The sequence below is a fragment of the Streptomyces sp. TP-A0874 genome, from assembly GCF_001748085.1.
Lineage (GTDB): Bacteria > Actinomycetota > Actinomycetes > Streptomycetales > Streptomycetaceae > Streptomyces.
This window is the reverse complement of record NZ_BBZK01000003.1, coordinates 103601-108784: the sequence shown is the minus strand read 5'-3', so window position 1 is coordinate 108784 and position 5184 is coordinate 103601. Positions and strand designations below refer to the sequence as shown.

Sequence of the window (5184 nt, the reverse complement as noted above, 5' to 3'; positions counted from 1 at the left end):
ACCCATGAACCCGGCAGCCCCGGAGAACACACGACGGAAGTCAGGAAACGAATCCCCCGACTAAAGAAAGCCCACTTCAGCGACTACTCGACACAACGAGCACCGGCCACCGGAAAGAGCCTTTGAACGGCACTAGGCCAGAGAAATACCCGCGACAGCAGGGCAGGGACAAGGCCACAAAAGAACGTGCACGGAAACCCCCATCAATTACCTTCTAACACGCGGCCACAGAGGCGTTCAACCAGGAACCAGCGCTGGAACCGGCACGCCCGCACGTCGCGACACCCGGTGCGCGCGCCTGCCGCGCCGACCGAAACCCGGGTAGCTCCGCTACAGGGGATCCTGGCCGTCCTACGGCCGCGAGCACTGAGTGCCGCTCCTCAACGGGCAGGCACCACCGGCCGCAGCACTGGCCGAACAATCAGGTATTCACTGCCACTTGCCACACTGACCCTACAGTCACTGCGTTGCACATGGAAGACATTACGTCACCCGCGACGAGCCCAACAAACATCGCTCCGTGAGCAGAAAAGGGCGGAGAGTGACGAAATATCGACGCCCCCTTCGAGGGGCCGGCCGGAAAGGGTGGAAATTTCTGATTTAAAACCCCTCCGGTAATGCCGGAAGCCGCATCGAACGACGGCAGCGACGCCGCAACCCCGGAGGTTCCGTCATTTGCAACAACCGCCAACTATCCGACCCTCGCAAACACAACGCCATCAGCCGGAAGCGGAGAGTGAGAGTTTCTTTCGCACCCCGCCCCGAGGACGGGCCGCGATCCTCGGAAGACAGCGGCCGGCCGTCGCGAGCAGGCGCCGACGACCCTCCGGTCCGCACCGAGCCGGCGCCTTCGGCTGGGGCACCGCCACCCGAAAAGACCGTCGGGCCCCTTCGTCAGCACGAAGGGGCCCGACGGACCTCGACCGCCCGCGATGCCGGCGGCTCGCCGTGTTGCCGTACGGACCGGTCACGGACCCCCTGCGCCGGGTCACTCCCGCGCCTGTCGCCGCACGCCCGTCACGGCCCCAGCGGTCAGCCCGGACCGCGGACAGAGACGGGGAACCGCGGCCCCGAGCGGCCGGGACCGCCGGAGCGGGCCTAGAACTGCACGTCGGAGCAGGCGTAGAAGGCGTTCGGGGTGTCGTCCACGTTCCAGACCGCGAGGATCAGGTGCTTGCCCGACTTCTGCGGCATGGCCCCCTGGTGGGTCACGGTCTCGTCGGGCTGCGCGCCGTTGTACGGGACGGTCAGGAACGGCTCGGGCTCCAGGTCCGCCCGGGTGAGCGGAGCGCTCGGGTCATAGCCGTCCTTGGTGATGTAGTAGCGGAAGTCGGTGGTGGAGTGGCGGGCGGTGAGCCGCCAGTTGAAGGAGAAGTCCTGTCCGGCGGAGACCTGCGTGGCCGGCCAGGAGCCGCCGCGCGGGTCGTCCAGCTGCGCGAACCTGCTGTTGCCGCCGGCGCAGATGGCGCCGTCGGCCGGGCCGGCCGCCGGGAATCCCTTGGGGCCCTCGACGCTCTGCGGTTCGTACTGGATCTCACCGCAATCGGCCACCGTGCCGTTCGCGCACATCCACTGCCGGCTCTGGGGGGAGTCGGTGTAGCCGTGCCCCTGGGCGCTGCCGGTGGCCAGCAGGGAGAAGCCGGCGATCGTGGTGAGTCCGAGCAGGGCGGCCGTGATCTTCCTACGCATGCTTCGCTCCTGTGGAAGTGGGGTTCCATGAGATCGGGACGGGAGGCGCCGATCTCGGCATGCACTGCGGTCTAGACCAAGTGGGAGACTAGCCAGGGAGGGCTGGTCATGTCCAGACCAATGACAAGCGGGGGACGGCCTGCGCCCGGCCAGGAACTCCCGGACAGCCCCCGCGGCGGAGCCCCACCGACAGCCCCGCCACACCGGCCGGCAACCACGTGAGGATCGTCACTTCTCGGCCCGCAGAGCCCGCGGCGTCCGGTACGCGTGCGGACCACCGTTCACCATCCGGTACGCTTCCATGGTCGGCAGGCGCCGCTAGCTCAGTTGGTTAGAGCAGCTGACTCTTAATCAGCGGGTCCGGGGTTCGAGTCCCTGGCGGCGCACCCGAGACCGGGGTCCTTTCCTCCAGCGGGAAGGGCCCCGAGTCGTTTCCGGCCACCCGGCGGCGGTTCACCCGGCCTTGAGCACGGCACGCGGGTCCGCCGGAGCCCTCACTCCCCGTCGGCCGCCGGAAGGCGATCGCCCCGGCCCGCGTCCCGGCGGCGGCGCGCGCTGCCCGAGACCGCCAGTACGGCGGCGCCGGCGAGCGCGGCCGCGAGAGTGATCTGCCGCTTGTTCGGCGGATCCGCGGTCCCCCGATGCGGCGCCGGATGACCGCTCTGCGCCGGCTCCGCGCTCCGGCCGGTACCGTCCGGGGCGGCGCCACCCGGCGCCGCGGTGACCGTGGACACCTGCCCGTGGGCGGGTCGGGGTTCCGCCCGCTGCCCGTGGGTCTCAGACGAACAGCCGGCGCAGAGGGCCGCCGCCAGGGCGAGACCCGCGGCAGCGGGTGGCCTCCGGACAGCGCCCATCGTGAACCTCCTCGACACCAGCAGACTCCCGTGAGCCGGGTCCTGGCGCATCCCCGGACAGCTCCGGGTACTCCTTCCGGCGGCGCCGGAACCACCCGGCGGTCCGCTCCGTCAGACGAGGTCGATGAGGTCCGCGATCGAGTCGACGGTCCGGGACGCGGTGAACGGATAGCGTCCGATGTCCGCTGCCTGGGTCACCCCGGTCAGCACCAGCAGGGTCGTCATCCCCGCCTCCAGGCCGGCGAGCACATCGGTGTCCATCCGGTCTCCGATCATGGCGCTGGTCTCGCTGTGCGCACCGATCACATTGAGCCCCGCGCGCATCATCAGTGGGTTCGGCTTCCCCACGAAGTACGGTTCGCGGCCGGTCGCCTTGGTGATCAGCGCGGCGACCGAACCGGTGGCAGGCAGCAGTCCCTCGGTGGAGGGGCCGGTGCTGTCCGGATTGGTGGCGATGAACCGGGAACCGTTCTTGATCAGGCGGATCGCCTTGGTGAGCGACTCGAAGCTGTAAGTGCGCGTCTCACCCAGCACCACGTAGTCGGGCTCGGTGTCGGTGAGGGTGTAACCGACCTCGTGCAGCGCGGTGGTCAACCCCGCCTCCCCGATGGCGTACGCCGTACCGCCGGGCCGCTGCTCGTCCAGGAACCGGGCGGTGGCCAGCGCCGAGGTCCAGATGTTCTCGGCGGGCACGTCCAGTCCCATGTGGGACAGCCGGGCGTGCAGGTCCCGTGGGGTGAACATCGAGTTGTTGGTGAGCACCAGGAACGGCTTCGCCTTCTCCCGCAGCCGGTCGATGAACGCTTCGGCACCGGGGATCGGTACGCCTTCGTGGATCAGCACCCCGTCCATGTCGGTGAGCCACGACTCGATCGGCTTACGCTCTGCCACGAAAAGGCTCCCTCACCGTGTGCGCCAAGGACATCCGCCGGGGCGGTCCGGACCGGCTCCGCGGGCCGGGCCGCCAAGCACCTCCAGCCTAACCGGGCCGTCCCGGCCCGCAGTCCGGGTGTCGGCGCACGCGTCAGCCGGCGGTGCCCGGGGCTCCCGCGGCCGGGCACCGCGGGCCACCTTCCTCCCAGTCGCCGCGGAGCAGTTCGTACACCACCTCGCCCCGCTCGGATCCGGCCAGCGGTACCGGCCAGGCCGCGTGGTACGTCCGCAGGTACCTGAGCCCGGCCTTCTCCATGACGCGCCGCGAGCCGCGGTTCACCGCCATCGTCTCGCCGAAGACCCGCCGGACTCCGCCGAGGGCGGGGTCCGTGAACGCCCTGTGGACCAGTCCGCGCGCGCCCTCGGTGGCGTACCCGTGGCCCCAGGCCGACCTGCACAGCCGGTAGCCGAGTTCGAGTTCCTCGGGCGGCCCGCCCTCCTGCGGCCGCAGCTCGAACCATCCGAGGAAGGAGCCCGCGTCCGGCCCCGCCCGCCGCACCGCCGCCCAGTAGCCGAGCCCGCCGTACCGCTCGTAGCACTCCAGGAGCCGCGGGAGCAGTTGCTCGCGCACCGCCTCCCGGGCCATCGGCGGCCCCGCGTCGAGGTACTTCATGACCTCCGGATCGGCGTGCAGGGCGAACAGGTCGTCCACGTCGTCTCCGGTGAGCCGGCGCAGCACCAGCCGCTCGGTCTCGAGAAAGATCCGCACCCGGCGCAGGGTAGGAGGGGCCCGCAGGCCGGCTCCAGTGGTTTTTCCGGCGCGGCCCGCGGGTCCCACACACCTGCCGCCGCCGGCTGAGCGGCGGGGTGCGGCCCCGAGTGGCAGGCTCCGACCGAATTGGGGAACGTGGGATGCGGGCACTCGAGACATCCGACGGGGCCCGAGGGCGGGACCCACCGTTCTGGAGGCGCAGCATGCCCGAGATCACCACTCCCTACGCCCCCGGCACACCGTGCTGGATCGACTTGGTGGCACCCGACCAGCAGGCCGCCATCGACTTCTACGCGGACCTGTTCGGCTGGTCCGGTGAGATCGGCCCGCCCGAGATGGGCGGCTACACGATCTGCCGGCTCCGCGACCGGGCGGTGGCGGGGATCACCGGTCCGATAGGGGACGAGACGTCCGCGAAGCCCTCGTGGACCACCTACCTCTCCGATGCGGACGCCGACGCCACCGCGCAGGCCATCACCTCCCACTCGGGCACCGTCATGCTCCAGGTGACCGACGTCTCGACCTTCGGCCGGATGCTGCTCGGAGCGGACCCCACCGGGGCGGTCTTCGGCACCTGGCAACCGCTCGACTTCCCCGGGGCCGGGATCGCCAACGAGCACGGCTCCCTGATCTGGAGCGAGCTGGTCACCACCGACCCCGGCCGGGCCGCCGACTTCTACTCCACCGCACTCGGTCTGGAGGCCGAGCCGCTCGCCGACGTCGAGGGCTACCTCACCCTGAAGGTGGCGGGTCGCGCGGTCGGCGGCGTACGGCGGCTGGAGAGCGAGGGTCTGCCGACGGACACCTCGCACTGGCTGCCCTACTTCGCGGTCGACGACCCGGACTCCACGGTGGACGCGCTCACCAAGCGGGGCGGCTCGGTGCTGCAACCGCCCTTCGACATGGTCGCCGGCCGGATGGCGCTGGTGCAGGACCCGCAGGGCGCGATGTTCGCCGTCATCGCCCCGAAGGCTCCCTGAGGGTTGTCCCGTAATC

Annotated in this window: 5 protein-coding genes and 1 tRNA gene; 2 read left to right on the top strand and 4 right to left on the bottom strand. The window is 70.5% G+C overall.

Annotation, left to right across the window (positions count from 1 at the left end; all coding sequences use genetic code 11):
- Positions 1 to 1098: 1098 nt before the first annotated feature.
- Positions 1099 to 1689, bottom strand: a complete 591-nt coding sequence (locus tag BGP73_RS00460) for a lytic polysaccharide monooxygenase auxiliary activity family 9 protein (protein ID WP_069811165.1) — start codon at positions 1687 to 1689, stop codon at positions 1099 to 1101.
- Positions 1690 to 2001: 312 nt separating this feature from the next.
- Here BGP73_RS00460 and BGP73_RS00455 point away from each other — a divergent pair.
- A tRNA-Lys gene (locus BGP73_RS00455) sits at positions 2002 to 2075 on the top strand.
- Between the two features lie 108 nt (positions 2076 to 2183).
- Here BGP73_RS00455 and BGP73_RS00450 read toward each other — a convergent pair.
- The 3 genes from BGP73_RS00450 to BGP73_RS00440 all read right to left on the bottom strand — a co-directional run bounded on the left by BGP73_RS00450 (position 2184) and on the right by BGP73_RS00440 (position 4185).
- Positions 2184 to 2543: a hypothetical protein gene (locus BGP73_RS00450; RefSeq protein ID WP_139134514.1), complete on the bottom strand. Its 360-nt coding sequence runs from the start codon at positions 2541 to 2543 to the stop codon at positions 2184 to 2186.
- A 111-nt stretch (positions 2544 to 2654) separates the two neighbouring features.
- A complete protein-coding gene (locus BGP73_RS00445) occupies positions 2655 to 3434 on the bottom strand; it encodes an HAD-IIA family hydrolase (protein WP_069811161.1) in 780 nt (259 codons plus the stop codon).
- Between the two features lie 133 nt (positions 3435 to 3567).
- A complete protein-coding gene (locus BGP73_RS00440; RefSeq protein ID WP_069811160.1) occupies positions 3568 to 4185 on the bottom strand; it encodes a GNAT family N-acetyltransferase in 618 nt (205 codons plus the stop codon).
- A gap of 206 nt (positions 4186 to 4391) precedes the next feature.
- Here BGP73_RS00440 and BGP73_RS00435 point away from each other — a divergent pair, with 206 nt between their 5' ends.
- Positions 4392 to 5168, top strand: coding sequence for a VOC family protein (locus BGP73_RS00435; protein WP_069811158.1), 777 nt, complete (start codon positions 4392 to 4394; stop codon positions 5166 to 5168).
- Positions 5169 to 5184 lie beyond the last annotated feature (16 nt).

Coding starts and splice junctions, on each gene's coding strand:
- BGP73_RS00460 (WP_069811165.1), bottom strand. CDS start 1,689: ATGCGTAGGAAGATCACGGCCGCCCTGCTCGGACTCACCACGATCGCC.
- BGP73_RS00450 (WP_139134514.1), bottom strand. CDS start 2,543: ATGGGCGCTGTCCGGAGGCCACCCGCTGCCGCGGGTCTCGCCCTGGCG.
- BGP73_RS00435 (WP_069811158.1), top strand. CDS start 4,392: ATGCCCGAGATCACCACTCCCTACGCCCCCGGCACACCGTGCTGGATC.